This window comes from Shewanella sp. BJSY2023SW007 (genome assembly GCF_047314525.1).
Lineage (GTDB): Bacteria > Pseudomonadota > Gammaproteobacteria > Enterobacterales > Shewanellaceae > Shewanella > Shewanella chilikensis.
Genome location: NZ_JBKORL010000085.1, coordinates 1 through 2,572 on the forward strand (window position 1 = coordinate 1; position 2,572 = coordinate 2,572).

General features: G+C 50.5%; 2 protein-coding genes. Both read left to right on the forward strand.

Annotated features, from left to right (window positions below):
• The coding region (locus tag ACMHXE_RS14435; RefSeq protein WP_413732640.1) for a flagellin at window positions 1–969 on the forward strand (969 nt) is incomplete at its 5' end.
• A 326-nt stretch (window positions 970–1,295) separates the two neighbouring features.
• A partial coding sequence (locus tag ACMHXE_RS14440) for a flagellin hook IN motif-containing protein (protein ID WP_413732642.1) occupies window positions 1,296–2,572 on the forward strand: 1,277 nt, incomplete at its 3' end.

A 2,572-nucleotide genomic window follows, 5' to 3' on the forward strand; every position in this document is an offset into this window, starting at 1 on the left:
GAGACTATATCTGTGACCCTGGGTAATGTGGCTGCAAATTCGCTCGGTAGTTATTCAATGTCATTAGGTGGTAGCGCAATGAATATAGCTGCGGCAACCAATGGCATTCAATTAGAGGATAATTTGACTCTGACTGGTGGTGGTAAAACTACTGGAGCAATAGCTTGGAATGCGGGTGATTCTGCAAAAGACATTGCTGCCGCAATTAACACAGCTGCTTCGGGCGCTGGAATTGATGCCAAAGCAGAAGCCAGCAACGAGATGACCATAGGTGGTCTGACTGCGGGTGGTGCAATTTCCTTCACGTTGAATGGTCAAGCAGTGGCAGCCAGTGTAGCTTCGCCCTCGGATTTGACAGCACTGGCAGAAGCCATTAACGGTGTCAGCGGTGCTTCCGGGGTGAAGGCAGAATTCACGGACCCCAGCGACCGTACCACACTGAAATTGAGTGCTGCCGATGGTGAAGATATCAGCATAGCCGCCTTTGCCAACGCAACCGCAGGTAACGATTCAATGGATTTTGGTGGTTTTACCCTGACAGAGGGTGGAGCTGTTGCCGCTGTTAAAACAGGCACTGTGGAAGTTACCAGCACAGGCAATTTTAGTTTTGCCAACGGTGGGGGAACGGAATTCAACGCAGCCAATGCAAGTTTTGCATCTGTGTCCAGCATTGATATTTCAGATGCACCTGGCGCACAAAGTGCTATTGCGACCATAGATGCCGCTATTGCACAGATTGATAGTCAGCGTGCCGACCTGGGTGCGGTGCAAAACCGTTTGGGCTTTACCATCAACAACCTGAACAGCATTAGCACCAACGTGTCTGACGCCCGTAGCCGGATTCAGGATGTGGACTTTGCCAAGGAAACAGCCACGCTGACCAAGCAGCAGATTTTGTCTCAGACCTCGTCTGCGATGCTGGCTCAGGCGAACCAACTGCCTCAGGTGGCCCTGTCGCTGCTCGGCTAATGCAAGCCCATCGGATAAGACAAAACAACACAAGCGGCTTTGGCCGCTTGTGTTGTTTTCAGTTGTACTCTTTGTTGGTAGAGACAAGTCATCAGTTGTTGGTATAGATAAGCAATCAGTTGTCGGTCTGGCTTGGTAATAAGCCCAATTGCATAGTGTGAATTATGGTAAAAGTTATTTTTATACAATGGCTTGGGCTTAAATTATAAAAATGATCTTTTTTTGCTAAAGTCTCTCAGCTTGCTGCCGTTACAGTGACTGTAACAGATTAGCTCCGCCTGGCTTGACAGCTAGCCAGCGGTCAACCAGCAAGAGAGGAACCTACTATGGCTATTTCCGTCAATACTAACGTGACTTCACTGAGCTCACAAAAGAACCTCAATAACGCCAACAGCGCCTTGAAAACCTCTATGGAGCGTCTGTCATCCGGCCTGCGCATCAACAGCGCCAAGGATGATGCCGCCGGTCTGCAAATCTCCAACCGCCTGACCAGCCAGATCAACGGCCTGGATGTGGCCCAGCGTAACGCCAACGATGGTATCTCCATCGCCCAGACCGCCGAAGGTGCCATGCAGGAGTCCACCAACATACTGCAACGTATGCGCGACTTATCCTTGCAATCCGCCAACGGTTCCAACTCGGCCGAAGACCGCGCTGCGATGCAGAAAGAGATTACGTCTCTACAGGCTGAGTTAACCCGTATTTCGGATACCACGGCGTTCGGTGGCCAGAAGTTGTTGGATGGCAACTATGGTACCCAGGCATTCCAGGTGGGCGCCAATGCCAATGAGACTATATCTGTGACCCTGGGTAATGTGGCTGCAAATTCGCTCGGTAGTTATTCAATGTCATTAGGTGGTAGCGCAATGAATATAGCTGCGGCAACCAATGGCATTCAATTAGAGGATAATTTGACTCTGACTGGTGGTGGTAAAACTACTGGAGCAATAGCTTGGAATGCGGGTGATTCTGCAAAAGACATTGCTGCCGCAATTAACACAGCTGCTTCGGGCGCTGGAATTGATGCCAAAGCAGAAGCCAGCAACGAGATGACCATAGGTGGTCTGACTGCGGGTGGTGCAATTTCCTTCACGTTGAATGGTCAAGCAGTGGCAGCCAGTGTAGCTTCGCCCTCGGATTTGACAGCACTGGCAGAAGCCATTAACGGTGTCAGCGGTGCTTCCGGGGTGAAGGCAGAATTCACGGACCCCAGCGACCGTACCACACTGAAATTGAGTGCTGCCGATGGTGAAGATATCAGCATAGCCGCCTTTGCCAACGCAACCGCAGGTAACGATTCAATGGATTTTGGTGGTTTTACCCTGACAGAGGGTGGAGCTGTTGCCGCTGTTAAAACAGGCACTGTGGAAGTTACCAGCACAGGCAATTTTAGTTTTGCCAACGGTGGGGGAACGGAATTCAACGCAGCCAATGCAAGTTTTGCATCTGTGTCCAGCATTGATATTTCAGATGCACCTGGCGCACAAAGTGCTATTGCGACCATAGATGCCGCTATTGCACAGATTGATAGTCAGCGTGCCGACCTGGGTGCGGTGCAAAACCGTTTGGGCTTTACCATCAACAACCTGAACAGCATTAGCAC